Source organism: Accumulibacter sp., assembly GCF_029255145.1.
In the GTDB taxonomy this organism is placed as follows: Bacteria; Pseudomonadota; Gammaproteobacteria; order Burkholderiales; family Rhodocyclaceae; genus Accumulibacter.
In genome coordinates, this window is record NZ_JAPUVQ010000124.1 from 21,906 (window position 1) to 41,354 (window position 19,449).

Consider the following 19,449-nt stretch of genomic DNA (forward strand, 5'->3'; position numbering starts at 1 on the left):
GCATTCGTCGCGGGCGGCCGGCACATTCCGGCCGGTTTCCGGCCGAGGTCGGCAAGCTGGCGCTGGGCCGCCCGACGATCGGGCGAAGGGCGCTGCTGTCCTTCAGCCCAATTCGCGTGCCACCGCCGCCACCGAGCCGGCGTCGGGCAGTCTGGCGAGTTGCGCGAGCATGTAGTCCTTGACCAGCGCCAGCAGCTCGTCGACGCGCGTCGCTGCCATCCCGATCTCGGCGGCGACGGCGTGAACCGCCGCCAGCTCTTTGTCGATCAGCGCGCCGTCGGCGTAGGCCACCATCAGGCAGGTGGCGACGACCACGTCGCGTTGCGCCGGTTCGGTGAAGTGGCCGGCCGCGTCGCTATCGGCGGTCCCGCTCTGCAGCGAGTCGAAAGCGGGCCAGTCAGGTGCGCCGTTGCGACAGCCGTCGTAGAACTGGCGAATCAGCGCCACCTCCTCGGCGGTCCTGGCACCATCGACGTGGGCGACGCGCAGCAGCAGTTGTGTGGCGGCGACGGTCTGGTCGGCATCAAGCGAAACGTCATCGAACGCGGGAAACATGGCAGCTCCTTCAAAGGTTGATCTGGCGCCGGAACTCGGCGAGTCGGGTCTGGACTTCCTGGGCCGACAGCGAGCGGAAGCGCTGCGGCAGCAACGAGCGTCGCGAGGTCTCCGAGACGGCCAGCATCTCCATATAGCGCACCATCGCGATCTCCTGTGGTGGCATGAAGTCGTCGATCGCACGCGCCAGGACCGCGCTGGTCAAGGGTCCTCGCTCGCGCTCGGCGAATTCGGCGGCGAGCAGCGCCAGCGCTTCGAGGTCGGCGTTGGAATAGCCTGCCAGTGCTTCGCAGGCGTCCCGCAGCGCCTCGTCGGCGAGTTCGACGGACACCTGGTAGCGCCGGAAAATGGCACCGACGACCGCCGCGCGCTCGGCCGCCGTGTCGGCGTAGAAGAACGGAATCTTGCGGTCGAGACGCCCCGGGCGCTTGATGTCGGTATCGAGCTTGTCCGGGCGGTTGGTCATCAGGATGAACAGCACCTGGCCGCGGTTGTCGGGGTCGGACATGAACTCCTTGAGGCGGGCAATGACCCGCGAACCGGTACCGCCGTCGGCGTCGCCACCGCTGCCGAAGCTGCGGTCGCCCTCGTCGATGACCAGCGCGATCGGCCCCATGGCCTTGACCGTCGCCAGCACGCGCTCGAGGTTGGCCTCGGTCGAACCGACCCACTTCGAGCGGAAGTTCTTCAGCGCCACTCCGGACAATCCCGCCTCCTTGAGGAAAGCCTTGATCACGAAGGTCTTGCCGGCGCCCATCGGGCCCACCGCCAGCAGTCCCATCGGCGCCCGCGCGCGGTCGTCGCTGCGGATCAGCCGGGCAATCTCGATCAGTTCGCTCTTGATGTGCTCGTTGCCGCCGACGCTGTCGAGTCCGTGGCGGGGCTCGATGAATTCGATCAGGCCGGCGCACTCCTTCTCGATCAGCTCGCGCTTGCGCTGGCGGACGACGGCCAGCATCTCGCCGGCCGGATCTCCTTCGGGCAGCGCCCGGGTCGGGTCGACCAGTTGCTGGATCTCGCCTGGCGTCATGCCGGCGGTGATCGCCGCGAGGCGGTGTGCGCGCTGCTCGGCGTTCGGGCTGCCCTGCAGCAGGCCGGCGATCAGGCTTCGTCGCTGCCGCTCGCTCAGCCCCTGCGGCGCTTCGCTGGCAACGATGCTGGCCAACTGGATCAGGCGCAGGCCGGCGGTATGATCGGCCAGCAGATCGGCTTCAGCGGTGGGCATGGCCGGCGCGTAATGCCCGATCGCCGCGCGGCGCGCGTCGCGATCCGGCATCGGCAGCTCGATGGCGACGATTCGCGGATGCGTCAGCAGCGCCGGGCTGATGTCGGCGAGCGATTCACTGACCAGGATCACGACGTTGTCGCGATCGGAGAAATCCTCGTCGAGCGACCAGCGGTGCAGCGCGGTGAAGGCGCCGCGCTCGTCGAGTGACAGGAAGTGCGGTTCGGCGGCCGGAAAGATGGTCCCGGCGTAGGGAATCAGCAGCGCGCTGGAACGCTGTTCGAGCATCTGCCGTTCCAGCGACTCGAAAATGCCGGCCAGGCCCTTGCCTTCCAGATGACGATAGAGCTCGGTCTTCCCCTGTGGACTGCTTCCCTGGACGACGCGCACGCCGCGGTCGATGCTCAGCTCGAAGATCTGCTGCTTGTTGTCCTTGAGCAGCACGCCGCCGAGCAAGGGCAACAGCGTGTAGTAGCGGTCGCCGACCTGGTAACGGTCAAAAACATTCCGGTAGATGACGAACACCGAAGCTTCGCCGGCCAGATACTTCTGGCGCAGGGTCTCCGCCCAGCCCGGCAGAGGCGGGCGCGGCGGATGCCGCGGACTATCCGCGGCTTCGCTCACGGTGCGGGACATGGTCTTCCGCAGCCTCTACATCGACTTGCCGGCAGCATCGGTCTGGCCGGCCCGCGCGCGCTTCATCTCCTCGAGCTGCTGGCGTGCGGTCACCGCGCCGCTGCTCTGGCGAAGCCTGGCGAGCTTGACGTCGAGGTCGGAATCGCGCAATTCGGAGCCCATTTTCGCTTCGGCTACGGTCGTCCTGATGTGTTCGCGGACGTTGTCGAGGGCGCGCACCTCGGCATCGACCGACAAGCCATCGAGCTGATTCTGGATCTTGAGGCGCGCCTGCGCGCTGAGCATCTGCGCCAGCATGCGGTCCTTCTCGTCCTTGAGTTTCTGGATTTCGGACTTGACCTGCAGCAGCGAGTCCTTCGCTTCCTGGGCATCGGTACGCGCCTGCTCCATGTCCTGTTCGAGCGTCTTGATGCTGGCGTCGAGGGCGTTCTTCTTCTGGATCAGGACGATGCCGAGGTCGTCCTGGGCGGTTGCCAGGGCGGTGTTGAGGTCGGCGGTGACCGCCGCGAGTTCGTTGCGCTCGCTGTCGAGACGCGCTGAAACGTCCTCACGGCGGCGCATGATGGCCGCCGTGGCGCTTTTCAGCCTGCCGTACTTGTCGATCATCGAATCGATCGCGTTCTGGTAGGCAATCTCGGGATGCCGCTTTTCCACGTCGGTGATCCACAGCGAGACAAAGCCCGACCAGAGGTTGGACAGACGCCCCACAAGATTGATATCAGCCATTGCCTTCTTCCCTTCGTAAACCGGTTCCCCGGCCAAGCATCAGTTAGCCAGTGACGGCGACCGTCACCAGCCCCAGCAAAAAATCCGTCGCCCTGTTCAGTCCCGGTTCCTGCTGGCGCTCGCGACGGCCACCAGGCGCCGCGCGCCGCTGCCGGCAGTCGGCACGGCTACGCCAGGCAGGGCTTCGGCCAGGCCACTCGCCAGATCCGCCTCGATGTCTTCCTGCAGGCGCAGCTTGCCGACGGCCTCTTCAAGCCGGCTGCCGACGTCTTCGGAGGCCGGCAAGGTCATGATTGTCTGGTAGATTTCGTCGAGCTGGTCGGGTATCGACAGCATCGCCGCCTCGAGTGCCCGGCGGCGGCTCTGCATCCGGTTATGCCGTTCGATGAGAACCGCGTAGTCGGTGCGCGCCTTCTGCAGTTGCCGGACATCGGTTCCCGGGCGCGGTGCGGCGAGTTCCCTTTCGATGCCCGCCAGCTTGGCATCGACTTCGCGCAGGTTGATCGATTCCACGCGATCATCCATCACTAGTCCTGACAACCACAGGCCGAGGTACTCCACAGTCACGTCGTCGAGTTGCTCGACGTCCCGGTAGTTCAGGCGCGAAAGACCGGTTTCGGCGCGCTGGTAGAGCGAGTCGACACGTCCCAGCATCCGCTGGTAAGTACGCAGCCTGGTGGCATACCCTTCGCGTCTGGCGGCTCGTTTCTGGAGTTCCGCGAACAGCTGCTCGCGCGACGCCTGCCGCGCCTTGGCCCGCCAGCGGCGGTCGACCTGGTCGCGAAAGGTCGGCAGTGACGGGATATGCAGCGCGGCGAGCACTTCGCCGGCGGCAAAAGCGATCAGCGGCACCGCCCCGACGCCGAAGCCGAAGGGGATCGAGAGCAGCGCTCCGGCCGCCAGCGAGCCGAGAAAGGCATACAGATTCGCCTGGCTGGTGAGGACCTCCCTGACGTACGGCGGCTTCCCTTCGGCCATGGCTAGATGGTGACCCTGACCTGGCCCCTTCCGGGGCTGGCGTGGAGTTGGGCGAGGACGCGCTCCTCGAGGCCCTGTGCCGTTGCCGAGCGCTGCCACGCGGCCGATCGCGGACGCGGCTCGCTGACCAGAAAATCGTCGGCGACGCGTGCCGGCTGGGTTGACAGGACGATCACCCGGTCGCCGAGCAGGAGTGCTTCGGTCACGTCGTGCGTGACGAAAACGACCAGGCAAGGCCACGACTGGTAGAGGTTGATCAACAGCTGCTGCATTTCTTCGCGGGTCTGTGCGTCGAGCGCGCCAAAGGGCTCATCCATCAGCAGGATTTTCGGCCGCAGAACCAGCGCGCGCGCCAGCGCGACGCGCTGGTTCTGTCCGCCCGAGAGCTGCGCGGGACGCAGCCCGGCCTTGTCCGCCAGACCGACCGCCTTGAGCAGGTCGGCGACGCGCCCGCGCCACTGGGCTTCCGGTTCGCGCGATTTCCACAGCTTGAGGCGAAACGGGAAGGCGACGTTGTCAAACACCGACAGGTCGGGTCGATTGGCGTAGCGCTGGAAGACCATCACTGAATCGTCGTGGGCGCCATGACACTCGACGCCGTCGATCAGCACGCTGCCCGAGGTCGGCGTCCTGACGCCGATCGGCCGCACACCGCCGAGCATGTGCAGCAGGGTGCTCTTGCCGCAGCCGGACGGACCGAGCAGCATGTTGATCCCCGGCTGGTCGAAGGTCAGCGTCACGCGGTCGATTACCCGGGTGACGCCACCGGAGTCCGCCGGGTATTCCTGGACGATGTCCTTGACGAGCACCGATACCGACTTCGCGTCAGGCGTGTCTACCGGCACGGCGGCGACCGTCGGTGCGCTCACTGCTGTGTTTCCCACGGATAGAGGCGGCGCTTGAGCCAGATCATCAAGCGGTAGGTGGCCAGCGCCAGGGCAATGATCACCATGATGCCGGCAAACACCTGATCCCAGGCGCTGAAACGGCGGGCGTTCTGGATCAACTGGCCGAGTCCTTCACGGGCATTCACGTATTCGGCAACGGTGATGTAGGTCCACATCACCGAGAAGGCGACGACCACGGCGTCGGCGATGCGCGGCATGGCCATCGGCACCACCGCCTGGCGGATGCATTCCCAGGGCGTGGCGCCGAGGTCGCGGGCGCCGATCCAGTAGCTCTGCGGCACCGCCTGAATGGCGTCGCGGACCATCGGAATCAGGTACACCACGGCGCCGATGAACAGAAAGGCAATTTTCATCGACTCGCCGATGCCCATCCACATCACCAGAATGGGCAACAGGGCCACCACCGGCGCCGAGCGGAAGGGGTCTACCAGCGGCGACAGCGCGGCGTTGACCTGCGGCGCGGCGCCCATGACGATGCCGATCGGAATGCCGATGATGATCACCAGCATGCCGGCCACCAGCAACCGTCCGACCGACCACAGCGTCGCCGTCAGCAGCATGCTTTGGCCATCGTTCCAGGCCAGGTAGCCAAAGGCCGAAACGACGTCCCATGGCGCCGGCAGCCTGGTCTGGCTGACCAGCCCCGAAGCGGCGACAGCGCTCCACAGCAGCAGCACGGCGAGTACCGAACCGGCGCCGAGCAAGCGCCGGCGGCGCGGGTCCGGCGGCGCGTAGGGGTTCCAGAATTCGCTCATCGCGACTCGATAACCGGATCTAACGGCCGCCGTACACCGCTACCCGCGTGGTCCGGTTGATCGCCCGGCACTCTTCGAGCGACAGGCCCTCGGCGGCCGCATTGGCTTCGTTGCACAGCGGACGATCGGGGCCGTTGCCGACAACCTTGAAACGCTCGCGCGGAAACTCCCATTGCTTGACCAGATAGTCGACGACGGCCCGGGCGCGTGCCGCCGAAAGGCGCTGGTTCACGTCGCGAGCGCCGGTCGAGTCGGAATTGCCGCTGACTTCGAAGTAGGCTTTGCCGTTGTTCTCGATGAACGGCACCATCTCGTTATCGATCGTCTTCTCCGCGCGCTTGGTCAACTCAGTGCTGCCGGAGGAAAAACCAACGGTCACCGGTTTGGTCACCATCGCTTGCGTCTGGGTGGCTTCCTTGAGAGACGCCTGCGTGAAGCTGGTCTGCGGTTGCGCGGCGGCGGTCGCCGCTGGCTTGTCGCGGGCCAGCATGGCCTTGATGAAGCGGTAGTCGAAGCTGTCCTGCGGTGCGATCACCGGCGACTTGGGATTGGCCAGCGCGCCGGCCTTGCGGTAGATCTCGTCAAAACGCTTGTAGACGCGCTCGTAGTGGTTGGTGCCACCGGCCAGCCCGAGAATGCGCGCGTTCTCTTCGACGCCGGTCCACACCACATTGGCGAACAGGCTCTTGACGAAGGGGCGACCTTCCTTGTCGGCGAGCAATTTGAAGAACTCCTCGGTGTTGACCAGCGCCTCCACCGCGTTGTCCGGATTGGCGCGTGCTGCCTGCACGCCTTCCATCCAGCCTTCGACGAACTTCTGGACCACTGCCTGCCCTTCCGGCTTCGCCAGCAGGCGAGAGTCGCAGACCATCACGTCGAAGATCAGGTTGGTTGCCGTCTTCGTCGAGTAGACGACATGCGCACCTTTGACGTTGCGCAGCGCCAGGGCCAGATCGGGGTCCCAGAGCACCGCCGCATCGACGTGCCCCGACTCGAGCGCGGCGCGAACGCCAGCGGTGCCTTCCTCGGCATTGATGAAAACGATTTTGACGCTTTCCTTCTTGCGCGCTGTCAGCGAGGCGTTGTCGAGCGCGTCGATCAGCATGCCGTGCGACGGTGTGAACTGCAGCAGCGCCACCGAACGCCCGGCCAGGTCCTCGATCGCCTTCACCGCCGGATCGCTGGCGATCACCGCGTCGCCACCCTGCGTGTTATCGACAATCATCACCGCCTTGCCGTCGAGGCCCGCATTGCGCAGGTTCGGTTGCTCCTGGGCCCAGAAGTCGGACGTTCGCCACGCGCACTGCGCGGCGCCGGATTCGAAGATTGTCGCCAGCGTCGGGATGTCGTCCTGGATCACGAAGCGCACGTTCAGGCCGTTCTTGCTGTAAATCGACCCGGGCTGCGTGTTGAGGGAATTGCCGTTGGCGACCAGCGCGGGTGCGTAGCCGTGGAAGCTGACCAGGCTGACTTTCAGGGGGTTGCCCGCGGTGCCGAGCGCCGCGTTCTTGTCGTCCGTCGGGGCGGCCCTGGCCGCCGCTGGCGGCTGCTGGGCCATGGCCGGGGCCCCGGAAGGGGTGGCCGCCGGCCTGGATACCGCTACCGGGTCACTGCTGTTGGCAAAGCGCTCCTTGAGACCCAGATTCCAGGCCAGCGAACCGGCGACGCCGAGAACGATGACTGTAATCAGGCCCTTGGCCATTGGTGTCAGTTGGGCCATCTGTCTTCTCCTTGCTTATTGGGCTGCGGCGTCAGGCGCCTTGAAATTGTTCGGGATTTCGCGCAGACGTTCGATCTCGGCGTCCATGCGTCGGGTTTCGCGCGTTGCCGATTCACGCGCCGCCCGCAGGCCGGCCTCCACTCGGGTCGTTTCCTGCGCGGCGCGGGCCACCTCGCGTTCGAGCAGCTGTTCGAGTTCGGCAATCTGTTTGCGAATCGCCACGGTCGAGTTGTCGAGCGCAAGCCTGATCTGGCCGGTGGCTTCGGCGGCCTGCTGCTCGCTGTTCTGCAACTGTCCGGTCAGCTGCCGCTGGTAGGCGTCGAGCGCCGAGATCTTGAACTGGGCATCGCTGACGCAATCGGTGATCTGCCAGTTGTCATCGGCGGCGTCCATCGCCAGGACTGCCGCGTGGCGCGTCCCGGCGTCCATCGCCCGCAAGCCGTCGAGCAGGCGCAGGAGCTTCTCGGCCGGATATGGCGAAGCGGGCACGCCGGCGGCAGCGTAGATGTCGGACAAGGCGATGCCTTCCAGTCCACCCGCGAGTTGCTCTGCCGGTGCACCAGTGGCCGCCGCGCCGGGCGGTGGCGCCGAAACGCCTGGCACCTCCTCGGGCGCATGGTAAAGGTCCGCTGGCCCCGCCGCGGGCGATGGCGCGCTGGCCGCGGCCTGTTCGGCTTCGGCAGCCTCCAGTCGCTCGCTGTCGGAGAGTTCGATCAGTTTTGCTCTCGCCAGAAAATTCAGGATGCCCTTCATTCCACCTCCCGGGATGGTAGACAGGTCGTTGGACTTCGCAGGAACCAGAGTCGGGCGATTATACGAACGAAAAGACGTTTGCCAAGAGGATGATGGTAAAGACATCGCTGCCGGATAGAGTATCCATGGCCTTGACCAGCACAGTCAAGGCGGCATTCGGTGCCGCCGAGCCGGCGATGGATGACCGACGTCGCCGGGCGGCAAGCGCCTTGGGGCGCGCAAGAATGGCGTCGGCACGGACGGTCTTCTGTGCCTGTTCCTGCGAATCGAATTACCGATCGCCCCGGCCACGCGGCGTCGCGTGACGACCGCAAGCGCTTCTTCTCGGTTTGGCGTGCGCGTCGTGGCTTCGGCGCGCCAAAAAAAAGCCGCGCACCGCGTGCTTGGCAAGGTCCGGGCGGGGCTCTCATCAGCATCTGCCGGTGGGCGTGAGCCCTGGTGTCGAAGGACGCGCCCGCCCGACAGTTCCGGCTGATGTCGGCCGGCAGCTGACCGGTCTGGGCGATGCCCGTGCCGCGTCAGGCGATGGTATCGATTCGACTGCCCAGATTCGGCGGGTTGCTGGGGATTATCTTCGAAGCCGCTTCAATGAGTTGCGTGGCGTTTTGTGACTGGATATCCAGAGTCTTCTTCAGCACGGTCATCTGTACCGCGTCGGCAAATCTGGCCTGGCTCATCTCGGTCGCCGCAGCGGCGATGGCTGAAATTTCCATGCTCTCTGGCCTCCAATGATTGCTGTCTCCGAATCCGTTAATACGGCAAGTCTGGCAGATTCTTGAGAGCCAGTTGCGCTGGCGAGCTACCGACCTCCTGGCAATTGCCCGGCGTAAGGGGTACGACCACGGGAACCGGGGTCGGCAGCGGCAGGGCTTTGCCGAGCGACCTCCATCGACCGCTGCTGGCGCCGAAGCTCAGGCCGTTACCGGCACCAGGTTTTCGTTGTCCACCGGCTCGCTGGCGAAGGCCTGGAAGCCGACAGTGAATCAGGTTTCCTGCTTTCTGCGATCCGCCTGCTCCTGGTGTCCGCCGAGGTCGCGTAGCTGCCTATCGGCAGGGACTCGCCCGTTTGCTGTCGTCGATCTGGTCGATGACCTCGCCACGTTCTTCCGCCTTTTTCAAGTCGGCGCCGCCGTGCGGCGCAGAAGGCGGTACACTGGTCTGCTGCGACATGGCTGCCGAGGTCCTCGCGACACCCGCCGCTCCTGGCGACGGTGCGCAGGCGATCGAATCGTTGGCCCCGGAAGCTGACCCGCTGATGGCCTTTTTCCTCGCTTTCGACCCTTCTGTCGCGTCCCGGATGAAGAAGATTCGTCCGTCGTGGATGCGACTTTCACAGCAAATGAATGACCAATGAACGCCCCATGAAAACCCCGACAAGACTCGCAGCACTCGTTGAAGAAGGCCTCGTTGACGAGGTGATTGGCCAGTTGATGAGCGGCAAGGAGGCCACCGTCTATGTCGTTCGCTGTGGTGAAGACATTCGCTGCGCCAAGGTCTACAAGGAGTCCAATCAGCGCAGCTTCCGAAAGAACGCGTCCTATCAGGAAGGGCGCAAGGTACAGAATAGTCGGCAGGCGCGTGCCATGGAGAAAGGCAGTCGCTATGGCCGCAAGATGCAGGAAGAGGTTTGGCAAAGCGCCGAGGTCGATGCCCTGTATCGGCTATCCGCTGCCGGTGTGAGCGTTCCGCAGCCGCATAGCTGTTTCGAGGGCGTATTGCTGATGGATCTGGTGGTCGATGCCGAGGGCCGTGCGGCACCGCGCCTCAACGACGTGGAACTTAGCGAAGAACTGGCCTTGGAGTTTCATGCGACGCTGGTCAATCAGGTGGTGCGGATGCTTTGCGCCGGGATCATTCACGGCGACCTTTCCGAATACAACATTCTGGTCGGTGCAGGCGGACCGGTCATTATCGATGTACCGCAAGCGATCGATGCGGCAGGCAACAGCAACGCCGCCGAAATGTTCGCGCGTGACGTGCTCAACCTGCGAACTTACTTCAGCACCTTTGCTCCGTCGCTCAAGGACACCCAGTTCGGCAAGGAAATCTGGGCGAACTATGAAAGCGGCCTGCTGACTCCGGATTTGCCGTTGACTGGCCAGGTGGCGGTTGACGAGCGACTCGCGGATGTCGATGCTGTCTTGCAGCAGGTCGATCTGGCCATCAAGGAAAATGAAATCCGCCGCATGTGCCAGTAGTTTCAATGGGCGAGCCTCGCTTCGCCTGGTGGTTGCGGTGTTGCAGGCTGGCGTCCGGCCCAGCGCAGTGCCTGGATGGTCAGAAGAACCGGGCAAGTTGGCTGGCCAATTCCAGTTCGTTGGTGAAAGTCATGTCATGTCATGCATGGTAGTCAGGCCTCTGGCATGCTCCTCGCTTAGCCAGACACACGCTGCCGGCGGCTTTGGCCGAGATGCCTTGCCAATCAGCAAGCAACGAAGCAAGAGCGCAGCAGGAGGGATCGGTGACGCGTTGTTCTTCGGGGCCAGTTGGTGAAGTTGCGTGAGAAACATTCACATTCGCCCAGGCTTTTTGACTGTTGAGCATGTTGCGCAGCAAACGGCGCCAGCAGGAAAATGGAAGCCCTCGCATGGCTGCGGCTGCGACCGCGGTCACCGGCGCAGGGTCAGGGGTGGCGTTCCGAACGCGCCAGTGCGTCAACACCAGGAGGAATATGCTCATGTCGTCAGCCAACGGTGTCGAGGCGAGCCGGGCCGATTTGATTGTCAGGGGGCTCGCGTACCTGGCACAGGGTTTCAGTATCTTTGACCGGGAACTGCGTTTGGTAGCCTGGAACCGACAGTTTCTCGAACTGCTTGGCTTTCCCGATGACCTCGGGACGATCGGTCGGCCACTGGCGGATTTCTTCCGCTTCAACGCCGAGCGCGGCGACTACGGAGCGGGCGACATCGAGGACCTCGTCAAGGAGCGCATCACTCTGGCGAGCAAGGCGGAGCCGCATTGCTTCGAGCGCATGCGACCGAACGGCATGGTACTGGAAGTCCGAGGCACGCCCTTGCCGGGCGGCGGCTTCGTCACCACCTATAGCGACGTCACCGAGCGCAAGACCTGGGAAGAAAGCCTGCAAGCGGCGAAACAGAAGGCCGAGGAGGCCAACCAGGCGAAGTCGGCGTTTCTGAACATGGTGACGCACGATCTGCGCACACCGCTGACGTCGATTCGCTCGTTCGCCGAGATTCTCGGCGACAACCCTGAAATCGGCGCCGAGCAACGCCAGGAGTTCCTTGGCATCATCAATGGCGAATGCCTGCGTCTGGTTCGAATGATCAACGACCTACTTGACTTCGCAAAGATCGAGGCCGGCCGCATGGATTGGTGCATCGCCGACCTCGACGCCGCCGACCTCGTGAAGTCGGCGGTCACCTCGATCACGCCGATGTTCGCCGAAAAGCGCGTTGCGCTCGAATTGGTGCTGCCGACGCACGCGGCGCGGATCGTCGGCGACCACGATCGCCTGACGCAGGTGCTGATCAACCTGCTTTCGAACGCTTTGAAATTCGCGCCGGAGAGCAGCGGCCGTGTGCTGGTCAGCCTGGACTACGGACCGACCGAAACCAGGGTCTCGGTTGCCGACAATGGTCCGGGCATTCCGCCCGAGAAACACGACGAGGTCTTCGAGGAGTTTCGACAAGTGCTCGGCGCCAGCGGCGCCCGCCCCGCGGGTACCGGCCTCGGGCTGGCGATTTGCCGCCGTATCGTCGACCACCTTGGCGGACGCATCTGGGTCGAAAGCGTGCCTCCGGACGGCGCGACTTTCAGTTTCACCGTCCCCAGCAGCTCTTGACCGTCATCAGGATCCGCCATGAGCCTGCAATCCGTACGTGACTTCTTTGCCGCCCGCGATCTCGACGTGCCAATCATCGAATTGGCGGTCAGCACGGCGACCGTCGCACTGGCCGCTGAGGCGCACGGCGTCGAGCCCGGTCGCATCGCCAAGACACTCTCATTTCGGCTGGCCGATGGCCGCGTAATCATTCTGGTCGCCCGCGGTGACGCCCGCATTGACAACCGGAAATTCAAAGTGGCCTTCGGCAAGGGCAAGATGTCGCCTCCGGAAGAAGTCGTGGAGCTGACCGGGCATCCGGTCGGCGGTGTTTGTCCCTTCGGTCTGGCGCAGCCGCTGCCGATCTATCTGGATACGTCGCTGCAGGATTTCGACGAAGTCCTGCCCGCTGCCGGCGCGATCCACACCGCAGTACGGATCCGCCCGGAACAGTTGCTCGCGGTGACCAACGGCCAGTGGGTGGATGTCTGTCAGCGGTGCGCTCGGTGATCTGCGCGGAAGGGCTGCCATGGACGACCTGATCAGGCACCTCGGCCAGCCGGTCGGCGTCCCGGTCCCGGACTGGAAGGCAGCGACGCGTCGAGGTCCGGCGGTCATCAGCGGGCGATTCTGCCGCCGTGAGCGACTCCCTTCGGCAAGACACCCGCCGGACTTGTTGGCGGCTCTCTTTCGCGGCCGTCAGCACGGCGACGGGCGAGGCCGGAGGTGTGGCCGCCCGCTTGCGGATCAGTCGCAAGCGGGGCTCGACCGGGGTCGCTCACCTGAATGTCGCACCGGCGATGCGGAGGACAGCGCTGGCTACCGAAGCGATGTCGCTGATGATGCAGCTGGCCTTCCGGCGCCATGAGTGGAAGTGCAACGCTCTAAATCAAGCCTCGCGTCGTGCCGGCCAGAGCCCGGGATCCTCGTTTGAAGGCGTCTTTCGCCAGCCCGGTGTCGTCAAGGGGCGCAATCGCGACACGGCCTGATACGCCGTGATAGATCAGGCATGGCCGGCGTTGGACAAGGCTTTCCAGGCCTGGTGCGAGCAGCGGGGGCCGCTGACGAGTCTTACCGAAGGGCTCCTTGCGGCCAGCGGCTAGCGCAAGGTCCACCTGGTTTGGCGGGGCAGCGAACGTGGGCTCAGGCGGGTTTGCGGTGGCGATAGCCTGGCGCGTGGCGCTGCCAGACGTGACAACGACGGGGGCGTTACCGGCGAGGTCTTGACTGCCGTCGAGGCGATGCGAGGCAGGACTTCTGGATGTCGATGATCGCTTCCGGTGGGTCGCGTCCGACGGCCGCTACAAGGTATCGAGGGGTAGCTGGCCGGCGCGGGACGTACACCAGCGGTGGCTCGACGCGATCACCGTCAGGGTCGGCGACTGCCGGCAAGCAAATGGTCGGTGGCCAACGACCACCACCGTCGATTCGCGGTGAATTCAGCGATCCGGCCGAAGGCCGATTCGCTCGCCAGGCAAGCGACGCACCAGACCCTGCATTCGCCCGCTTTCCCTGATAGTCTTGCAGTCATGAATCATGCAGACGACGCAGTCGACCGCTGGCAGGCCGCTGACGGCAGCTGGCTCGAAATGCGGCAAATGCGGCCGGACGACGAGCCACGCGTCAAGCAGTCATTGAATACCCTGTCTGCCAATTCCAGGCGCAACCGCTTTTTTGGCTCAATCGCCGAGTTCTCGGACGAGGCGGTGCACAGGCTGGTCTCCGTCGACCCGCAAAAGGAATACCTGCTGGTGGTCGTTCGGCGCGAGGACGCGATCGAGATTCCGATCGCTGGCGGTCGTTTTGTCGAACACGAGAAACAGCCGGAGTGCACCTTTTCGCTGCTCATCGGCGACGCCTGGCAAGGACAGGGTATCGGACGGCGGCTGCTCAAGGCACTCCTTCGCGAGGCGTCGCTGCGTGGGTTGCGAACGATGCGCGGCGACGTCCTTGCCGACAACCGGCCGATGCTCAGCCTGGCACGTTCGCTGCACTTCGCGCTGGTCGACAGCGATCAGGGCGATGGTGTGGTCCAGATTGTTTGCGACCTTCCGGACGCGGCGTCGACAAGCTGGCGAAGTTTCGTGCATACCGTGTTGCGGAAATAGCGGTGGGTCCCGCAGCAGGCGACTGGAAACGCCGGCGTAAAAGCAGGATTGCCGGCTGCTCCGCTTCTTCTGCGCCGTCACTGCTTCGCCTGGTGATCCAAAGAAATTTGGCACGGAGCAGCCACCCGCAGCCAGCAGAGGGTGTTTCCAGGCAGCGAGATAGTGGCGACGCCGAATGACTGATCGCGTCAGCCAGAGGCGACCCGACTATGGTCAATGGTCGCGAGCTTGGCGTCGATGAGCAGGCGGTAATCAAGACGCTGGTGATCGAGGGCGAGGGCAGGCGTGCGCTGCTGGTGCTCAAGCACGGTGACCGCGAGGTGTTGACCAGGCAGCTTGCTCGTCACATCGGTGTCAGGACGGTTGCCCCGTTCAGCCCGACTGTGGTCAGTCGCCACTTCGCTTACCTGATCGGTGGCAGCAGCCCCTTCGGCGCGCGCAAGGTGATGCCGGTCTAGCTCGAGCGCGGCATTCTCGATCTCGACGAGATCCACATCAACGGCGGGCGTCGTGGCCATCTGTTCGGCATCGCGCCGCTGAAGGCGGCCTGGCTGCGGTGACGGCTCATTTCCCGCTGGGTGACGATTGCCTGGCCGCTTGCAGCGTACGACAGGGGGGCGCCCATCCGTCTTCCTGGTCGTGCGAGCGACCACCGCGCCCGTGGACTCAGGAATTCTCCGGGTCAATCAATCTGCGACGCGGCAAGGTGACGCGAAATACGGTTCCCTTGCCGACCTTGCTGCGCGCTTGCAGCTGGCCACTATGGCGCTGCACGATGCTGTGGGCCAGTGACAGGCCGAGGCCGGTTCCTTTGCCAGCCGCCTTGGTGGTGAAGAACGGCTCGAAAATCCTGTCCAGGTTTTCAGGTTCGATTCCCTTGCCGGTGTCGCCCACTTCAACCCAGACCGTCTGCTCGTCAAAGCCGGTGCGCAGGGTAATCACGCCGCGTTCGTCAATGGCTTGCACGGCATTGACCAGAAGGTTCAGGAATACCTGGTTGAGTTGCGGCGCAAGGCATTCTATGTCGAGGATGCCAGCATAAGCCTTCTTGATGGTGGCCTTGTACTTGATCTCGTTCCAGACGATGTTGAGCGTGCTCTCCAGGCATTTTTCGAGGTTCGCAGGGCGCCACTCGGTGGTATGTACGCGCGAGAAATCCTTGAAGTTTTCGACGATCGTCTTGGCCCGATGCACGCCGTCGAGCGATTCGGTGATCAGGTTCAGAATGTCCTGCTGCAGGAATTCGAGATTGGCCGCCGACTTCACCTGCTCGATGGTCGCCATCAAGTCGCCATGTGCGGCCAGTGCCGGTTCGGCGTTCCGGTAGGCCTCGAGCACGTTCAATAGGTCCCGCACGTGCCCCTTGAGCGCCACCAGGTGAGAGTTGATGAACGTGAAGGGATTGTCGATCTCGTGCGCCACGCCGGCTGCCAGTTGGCCCACGGAGGCCATTTTCACGGATCGCAACATCTCGTTCTGCGCGTCGATCAACATCGAATTGAGGGCGGTCAACTCGGCCATATGCACCCGGTTATCCGCTTCGATCCGCCGGTACTCGGTAATGTCTTCGTAGACACCGAGCACGCCAAAGGTCTCGTTGTGGTCATTGATCAGCGGAATCTTGGACGTCCGCAACCATACGGTCTCGCCGCTCGCGGTGGTCTGCTGTTCCTCGAAGGAAAGCCTTGCAACCCCTGACGCCATGACCGTGCGGTCGTCGGCGCGATAGAAATCGGCTTGCGCCGCCCACGCCATCTGATAGTCGTCCTTGCCGATCACGTCATCGCGGTGCTGCATTCCTCCGTCCTGGGCGAAGGCCGTATTGCAGCCGAGAAAGCGCAGCTCGGGGTCCTTCCAGAAGACTCGAGCCGGTACCGTATCGATGATCTTGAGGAGCAGGTTCCGCGATTCCGCGATCGCCGCTTCAGCCAGCCTCTGCTCGGTGATATCCTCGCCGGAGCTCAGCGTGCCGACGATTCTTCCGGTCGCGTCGGTCAGCATGCCCGTGTGCCAGGCCATCAGACGCGGTTGGCTGGTGCTGTCGAGGACGGGATATTCAGAGAGTCTTTCCTTGACTTGGCTGTCGCCCGCGACAAGTTGCCGAAACAAGGGGAGGATGACGGAGCTGCCGCCGGGCTGTGGTAGGAAACGCTCGAACCAGGCTTTCCCGAGCAGCGCGCTCTCGGGCTGACCGAGCAAAGCGCACCCCGCGCGGTTGATCATCGAGATGCAACCCGCGGTGTCCAGCGCGACGACGATGCATGGCACGGAGTCGACGTGGCGCTGCAACTGCTGGTTGGCAAGCGTCAGTTCGCTGATCCTTTCCTCGAACTGTCGCTCGGCTTCCTTGCGGGCGTTACGTTCGCGCTCGACCTCCTGTTGCAGTCGGGCGAGATCTTCTGCGCTCATGCCGTTTTACTCCGAGTGAAGCACAGCGCGGGTCCGGCTCCCGCCGGGAGCGCGCTGGGCAGATTTGTTTGGAAGGGAACGCGGTGCGGCTGCTCCGATGTCCGGGGTAGATGCTATCAGTCCCGGGCGATCAACGTCGACTCGTCCGCCAGCGGCGCGCTGCAGGCGGACGGCGCGACAGATCAGGCTTCCACGATGCCGTCCGCCAGGCTCCGCACGCCCGGGCCACGACTTCGCCGGTTTCCTGCGTGCGAAGCTGCAGCGCGGCAGTCGTCGCAGCGGCGTGCTTCTTGCCAGGCGCCTGGCGCAAGGGCATCTCGCGCCGTCTCGACCCGAGCCAACAAGCAAGCGGTGCTTGCGCCGATCATGCCAGGTCCGATAGCCGGTCGAAACCGTTCGCAGCTCATTCTAATCCGACTTCAGCTGGTTTTTCTCGTTGCGGGAAGTGGGACAGCGTGGCGGGGACGGCGGCAATCGGCGATCCGGCAGTTCCGGTCCAGCGCCGCTGTTCGCGCGAACAGCGCCGAGCCCTCCTCGTGAGGTCGACGGATTTCCGTCATCGCCTGGCGGCCCTCGCTACCCACCGGATCGCGGCGTTTCCTGCGGCTCGGTGGCGTCGGTGACACCCGTCGCCTCAAGCGCAGGGGCGAGAAGGGTCGCGCCCGGTCAGGGCGGTGCGCAGGATGAAGATGAAGACGAAGATGAAGATGGGGAATGGTCGCCACGGCGGGTCGGCGTCCATCACCGGTCGCACGATCCCCATCGACCTGGATGCCGCGGTCATGATCGCGAACAGCGTGCAGAGCGCAGATCCGACGCTGCCGAAGCACTCCGGCAAGCTGCCGCCGAAGAGCCTTGCGCGGATAACCCCACCCTGCTCACCGGCCAGAGCAGTGGCGGCAAGGTTGCCGCCTTCGTTACCGGGAGCTTGCCCTGCGTCAACGTCCTGCGGACAATGCAACGGCTGCCTTGACCGACGCCCTCCAGACTGAAGACATGACTGTCGACTTCGTTACCCTCGACCTGCTGCGCCAGAATCATCCGGCTTGGCGTTTGTTGCGCTCGGATCATGCGCCGCTGGTGGCGAGTTTTCTGGAGCGGGTGTTCATCGCGCCGAATGTGCGGGTGATGGCGCAGGCCGACCTCGCCGAGGCGCTCGAAGACGAACTGTTCGCGCTGCGTGATCGCCTTGGCGCCGAGATTTTCCCCAAATCGGCGCTCGACTACCTTAACGACTGGGCTGCCAACGACAAGGGCTGGCTGCGCAAGTTTTACGCACAGGGGTCGGACGAACCGCATTTCGACCTGATGCCGGCGACCGAGAAGGCAATCGCCTGGCTGGGGACTCTCGCCGAGCGGAGTTTTGTCGGCACCGAGTCGCGCCTGCTGACGCTGTTCGAACTGCTCAAGCAGATGAGCGAGGGTAGCGAGACCGATCCGCAGGCGCGCATCGCCGAACTGCAGCGGCGCCGCGACGAGATCGACGCCGAAATCGCCCGCGTGCTGTCGGGTGACCTGCCGATGCTCGACGATAGTGCCTTGCGCGATCGTTTTCAGCAATTCATCGCCATGGCGCGCGAGCTACTGACCGACTTCCGCGAGGTCGAGCACAATTTCCGCGGTCTGGACCGGCGGGTGCGCGAGCGAATCGCCTTGTGGGAAGGCGCCAAGGGCGCGCTGCTCGAAGAGATCATGGGCGAGCGCGACGCGATTGCCGATTCCGACCAGGGGCGGAGTTTTCGCGCTTTCTGGGATTTTCTGATGTCGAGCAGCCGTCAGGACGAGCTGTCTGCGCTGCTCGAACGCGTGCTGACGCTGCCGGCCGTCGCCGAGCTGCGCCCCGACCCGCGCACCCGGCGGGTCCACTACGACTGGCTGGAGGCCGGCGAGCACACTCAGCGCACGGTCGCCCAGCTCTCGCAGCAGTTGCGCCGTTTTCTCGACGATCAGGCGTGGCTCGAGAACCGCCGGATCATGGAAATCCTGCACGGCATCGAAGCCAAGGCGCTGGCCTTGCGCGAGTCGCCGCCGGCCGGCGAGGTGATGCGCATTGCCGACACCGGCGCCGACATCGAACTGCCGATGGAGCGGCCGTTGTACACGCCACCGATCAAGCCATCGATCGCTGATCGCGTGCTCGAGCCGGGTGACGAGGACGTCGACGCAGCGGTGCTGTTCTCGCAGGTGGTGGTAGACCGCGCGCAACTCGCCAGGCACATCCGGCAGGCGCTGCAGGAGCGCGCGCAAGTCACACTGCGCGAGCTGTGTGAGAAGCGCCCACTGGAGCACGGTCTGGCCGAACTGGTCGTCTATCTGCAACTCGCCGGCGACAGTTTCCAGTCGGTGATCGACGAAAACGTCAGCGAGCTGATCGTCTGGCACGGCGCCGGGCCGGACGGGCGGGAGTATGTCAAGCAGGCGCGGCTGTCGCGGGTGATTTTCGTCAGTGCGTAAATCGCCACAAGGGGATGACGAAGTGAAGGTCGGGCGATGCGACTTTCAGCCCAATCGGACAGTAAGTGTGAGGACGATCTCCTCGGCAGGCTCAAGGGTCGCCGCGTCGACGTTTATCGGCAAGCGGAGCAAACGCTTTCTGTAGAGGGTACGGCACCGCGAAGCTGCATTGCGAGTTGGTGGCTGGAACTGGTCTTCGCTGGTGACGCGTGGTGGTCCGTGGTGCCACGGCGCCGGGTGGTCGCGCGGTGGCCCGTGGTATCCTGCGTCTTGGCTGAGTCTCGTGACCGGGACTTCGTCGGGGGCGGCATGAAATGTCAGGGAGCAGCGCTGCAAGACCATGTACAACCATGGCTGGGCGCCTGCGCATGTCGGCCACGTTGTGCGATGTTGATGCTTGATGCGCGCACGAATCTCGTCGAGCACCGGTCTCGTTTCGGC

Annotated in this window: 19 protein-coding genes; 7 read left to right on the top strand and 12 right to left on the bottom strand. The window is 64.4% G+C overall.

Annotated features, from left to right (window positions below; genetic code table 11):
• Positions 1-102: 102 nt before the first annotated feature.
• From Q1L50_RS14480 to Q1L50_RS14520, 9 genes are all read right to left on the bottom strand, one after another.
• Positions 103-555 (bottom strand): hypothetical protein, encoded by a 453-nt coding sequence (locus Q1L50_RS14480; protein WP_300339934.1) that lies wholly within the window; start codon positions 553-555, stop codon positions 103-105.
• Between the two features lie 10 nt (positions 556-565).
• Positions 566-2,416 (bottom strand): AAA family ATPase, encoded by a 1,851-nt coding sequence (locus tag Q1L50_RS14485; RefSeq protein ID WP_300339935.1) that lies wholly within the window; start codon positions 2,414-2,416, stop codon positions 566-568.
• Positions 2,417-2,431: 15 nt separating this feature from the next.
• Complete coding sequence (locus Q1L50_RS14490; protein ID WP_300339937.1) at positions 2,432-3,142, bottom strand: PspA/IM30 family protein; 711 nt, start codon at positions 3,140-3,142, stop codon at positions 2,432-2,434.
• Between the two features lie 96 nt (positions 3,143-3,238).
• Entirely contained in the window at positions 3,239-4,120 is an 882-nt protein-coding gene (locus Q1L50_RS14495) for a hypothetical protein (RefSeq protein ID WP_300339938.1), read from the bottom strand.
• A gap of 2 nt (positions 4,121-4,122) precedes the next feature.
• Positions 4,123-4,989 carry an ATP-binding cassette domain-containing protein gene (locus Q1L50_RS14500; RefSeq protein ID WP_300339940.1) on the bottom strand — a complete coding sequence of 289 codons (867 nt, stop codon included), beginning with the start codon at positions 4,987-4,989 and terminating at the stop codon, positions 4,123-4,125.
• Entirely contained in the window at positions 4,986-5,783 is a 798-nt protein-coding gene (locus Q1L50_RS14505) for an ABC transporter permease (RefSeq protein ID WP_300339942.1), read from the bottom strand. The genes Q1L50_RS14500 and Q1L50_RS14505 overlap by 4 nt, the downstream gene beginning before the upstream one ends.
• 19 nt (positions 5,784-5,802) lie before the next feature.
• The gene (locus Q1L50_RS14510) at positions 5,803-7,503 is read right to left on the bottom strand and encodes a phosphate ABC transporter substrate-binding/OmpA family protein (protein WP_300339944.1); all 1,701 of its coding nucleotides are present in this window, start codon (positions 7,501-7,503) and stop codon (positions 5,803-5,805) included.
• Between the two features lie 15 nt (positions 7,504-7,518).
• On the bottom strand, positions 7,519-8,256 hold the full coding sequence (locus tag Q1L50_RS14515) for a methyl-accepting chemotaxis protein (RefSeq protein WP_300339946.1): 738 nt from the start codon (positions 8,254-8,256) through the stop codon (positions 7,519-7,521).
• Positions 8,257-8,774: 518 nt separating this feature from the next.
• Positions 8,775-8,969 (bottom strand): YjfB family protein, encoded by a 195-nt coding sequence (locus Q1L50_RS14520; protein WP_300339948.1) that lies wholly within the window; start codon positions 8,967-8,969, stop codon positions 8,775-8,777.
• A 353-nt stretch (positions 8,970-9,322) separates the two neighbouring features.
• Between Q1L50_RS14520 and Q1L50_RS14525 the strand changes: the two genes are divergently transcribed.
• Both Q1L50_RS14525 and Q1L50_RS14530 read left to right on the top strand, forming a co-directional pair.
• A complete protein-coding gene (locus Q1L50_RS14525) occupies positions 9,323-9,610 on the top strand; it encodes a hypothetical protein (protein WP_300339950.1) in 288 nt (95 codons plus the stop codon).
• Positions 9,611-9,617: 7 nt separating this feature from the next.
• Positions 9,618-10,454, top strand: coding sequence for a PA4780 family RIO1-like protein kinase (locus tag Q1L50_RS14530; protein ID WP_300339952.1), 837 nt, complete (start codon positions 9,618-9,620; stop codon positions 10,452-10,454).
• Between the two features lie 139 nt (positions 10,455-10,593).
• Here the strand turns inward: Q1L50_RS14530 and Q1L50_RS14535 are convergent, their stop codons facing one another.
• A complete protein-coding gene (locus tag Q1L50_RS14535) occupies positions 10,594-10,935 on the bottom strand; it encodes a hypothetical protein (RefSeq protein ID WP_300339954.1) in 342 nt (113 codons plus the stop codon).
• Between Q1L50_RS14535 and Q1L50_RS14540 the strand changes: the two genes are divergently transcribed.
• The 4 genes from Q1L50_RS14540 to Q1L50_RS14555 all read left to right on the top strand — a co-directional run bounded on the left by Q1L50_RS14540 (position 10,934) and on the right by Q1L50_RS14555 (position 14,603).
• A complete protein-coding gene (locus tag Q1L50_RS14540) occupies positions 10,934-12,058 on the top strand; it encodes a PAS-domain containing protein (protein WP_300339956.1) in 1,125 nt (374 codons plus the stop codon). The two genes, Q1L50_RS14535 and Q1L50_RS14540, sit on opposite strands and share 2 nt — an antisense overlap.
• Positions 12,059-12,076: 18 nt before the next feature.
• Positions 12,077-12,547, top strand: a complete 471-nt coding sequence (locus tag Q1L50_RS14545) for a YbaK/EbsC family protein (protein ID WP_300339958.1) — start codon at positions 12,077-12,079, stop codon at positions 12,545-12,547.
• A 1,019-nt stretch (positions 12,548-13,566) separates the two neighbouring features.
• On the top strand, positions 13,567-14,145 hold the full coding sequence (locus Q1L50_RS14550; RefSeq protein WP_300339960.1) for a GNAT family N-acetyltransferase: 579 nt from the start codon (positions 13,567-13,569) through the stop codon (positions 14,143-14,145).
• Between the two features lie 209 nt (positions 14,146-14,354).
• Complete coding sequence (locus tag Q1L50_RS14555) at positions 14,355-14,603, top strand: YbaK/EbsC family protein (protein WP_300339962.1); 249 nt, start codon at positions 14,355-14,357, stop codon at positions 14,601-14,603.
• Positions 14,604-14,811: 208 nt separating this feature from the next.
• Here the strand turns inward: Q1L50_RS14555 and Q1L50_RS14560 are convergent, their stop codons facing one another.
• Entirely contained in the window at positions 14,812-16,554 is a 1,743-nt protein-coding gene (locus Q1L50_RS14560) for an ATP-binding protein (RefSeq protein WP_300339964.1), read from the bottom strand.
• Between the two features lie 634 nt (positions 16,555-17,188).
• Complete coding sequence (locus tag Q1L50_RS14565) at positions 17,189-17,515, bottom strand: hypothetical protein (protein ID WP_300339965.1); 327 nt, start codon at positions 17,513-17,515, stop codon at positions 17,189-17,191.
• Positions 17,516-17,550: 35 nt separating this feature from the next.
• On the opposite strand from Q1L50_RS14565, the gene Q1L50_RS14570 reads away from it, so the two are divergent.
• Positions 17,551-19,008: a DUF3375 domain-containing protein gene (locus Q1L50_RS14570; RefSeq protein ID WP_300339978.1), complete on the top strand. Its 1,458-nt coding sequence runs from the start codon at positions 17,551-17,553 to the stop codon at positions 19,006-19,008.
• The last annotated feature ends 441 nt before the right edge of the window (positions 19,009-19,449 follow it).

What these genes read in the sequence shown, in the direction of transcription:
- Q1L50_RS14480 (WP_300339934.1), bottom strand. Translation starts at nt 555, where the DNA reads ATGTTTCCCGCGTTCGATGACGTTTCGCTTGATGCCGACCAGACCGTC.
- Q1L50_RS14485 (WP_300339935.1), bottom strand. Translation starts at nt 2,416, where the DNA reads ATGTCCCGCACCGTGAGCGAAGCCGCGGATAGTCCGCGGCATCCGCCG.
- Q1L50_RS14490 (WP_300339937.1), bottom strand. Translation starts at nt 3,142, where the DNA reads ATGGCTGATATCAATCTTGTGGGGCGTCTGTCCAACCTCTGGTCGGGC.
- Q1L50_RS14495 (WP_300339938.1), bottom strand. Translation starts at nt 4,120, where the DNA reads ATGGCCGAAGGGAAGCCGCCGTACGTCAGGGAGGTCCTCACCAGCCAG.
- Q1L50_RS14505 (WP_300339942.1), bottom strand. Translation starts at nt 5,783, where the DNA reads ATGAGCGAATTCTGGAACCCCTACGCGCCGCCGGACCCGCGCCGCCGG.
- Q1L50_RS14510 (WP_300339944.1), bottom strand. Translation starts at nt 7,503, where the DNA reads ATGGCCCAACTGACACCAATGGCCAAGGGCCTGATTACAGTCATCGTT.
- Q1L50_RS14515 (WP_300339946.1), bottom strand. Translation starts at nt 8,256, where the DNA reads ATGAAGGGCATCCTGAATTTTCTGGCGAGAGCAAAACTGATCGAACTC.
- Q1L50_RS14520 (WP_300339948.1), bottom strand. Translation starts at nt 8,969, where the DNA reads ATGGAAATTTCAGCCATCGCCGCTGCGGCGACCGAGATGAGCCAGGCC.
- Q1L50_RS14530 (WP_300339952.1), top strand. Translation starts at nt 9,618, where the DNA reads ATGAAAACCCCGACAAGACTCGCAGCACTCGTTGAAGAAGGCCTCGTT.
- Q1L50_RS14540 (WP_300339956.1), top strand. Translation starts at nt 10,934, where the DNA reads ATGTCGTCAGCCAACGGTGTCGAGGCGAGCCGGGCCGATTTGATTGTC.
- Q1L50_RS14535 (WP_300339954.1), bottom strand. Translation starts at nt 10,935, where the DNA reads ATGAGCATATTCCTCCTGGTGTTGACGCACTGGCGCGTTCGGAACGCC.
- Q1L50_RS14545 (WP_300339958.1), top strand. Translation starts at nt 12,077, where the DNA reads ATGAGCCTGCAATCCGTACGTGACTTCTTTGCCGCCCGCGATCTCGAC.
- Q1L50_RS14550 (WP_300339960.1), top strand. Translation starts at nt 13,567, where the DNA reads ATGAATCATGCAGACGACGCAGTCGACCGCTGGCAGGCCGCTGACGGC.
- Q1L50_RS14555 (WP_300339962.1), top strand. Translation starts at nt 14,355, where the DNA reads ATGGTCAATGGTCGCGAGCTTGGCGTCGATGAGCAGGCGGTAATCAAG.
- Q1L50_RS14560 (WP_300339964.1), bottom strand. Translation starts at nt 16,554, where the DNA reads ATGAGCGCAGAAGATCTCGCCCGACTGCAACAGGAGGTCGAGCGCGAA.
- Q1L50_RS14570 (WP_300339978.1), top strand. Translation starts at nt 17,551, where the DNA reads ATGACTGTCGACTTCGTTACCCTCGACCTGCTGCGCCAGAATCATCCG.